This window comes from Neisseria sp. P0021.S006 (genome assembly GCF_051956895.1).
In genome coordinates this window covers 1-494 of record NZ_JBQCWZ010001114.1, presented here as the reverse complement: position 1 = coordinate 494, position 494 = coordinate 1, and the positions used below count along the sequence as shown (strand labels likewise).

The following is a 494-nucleotide window of genomic DNA, read 5'->3' as shown; positions in this document are numbered from 1 at the left end:
GCCTAAGGCTTCGAGATTGCTGTCGAGCGCGCCGCACAGGCGTTGCAACACGGTATTGTCAATTTCTTCAAACTGCAGATGGACGGTGTGGGTCATATCGGTTTCCGTAAATAAATCTAATTTTTCCGTATTATACCCTTGTTCAGACGGCCTGATTTATAATACGTCGCTTCTTTTTAATAAACTGTTTCAATCAAAATGAATCACACTGCTTCTCCTCAATCGGAATTTCTGCGCGGTATCAAAGAATGTTCCCCCATGCTGATCGGCTTGTTGCCGTGGGCGCTGATTTTGGGCATGCAGGGCGGACAAAAGGGCATGAGTTGGCTGGAAATGCTGCTGATGACGGGCATGAACTTTGCCGGAGGTTCGGAATTTGCCGCAGTCAATTTGTGGGCAAATCCCTTGCCGATTATGCTGATTGCAATGGTTACGTTTATGATTAATTCGCGCCATATCCTGATGGGTGCGGCGATTGCGCCGGATAGGAGGGA

1 protein-coding gene is annotated in these 494 nt (G+C 48.0%); it reads left to right on the top strand.

Going from position 1 to position 494, the window contains the following annotated elements; genetic code table 11:
• Positions 1-198: 198 nt before the first annotated feature.
• Positions 199-494, top strand: a 296-nt coding sequence (locus tag ACTHUM_RS19015; protein WP_440403830.1) for an AzlC family ABC transporter permease, incomplete at its 3' end; no start/stop codon positions are given.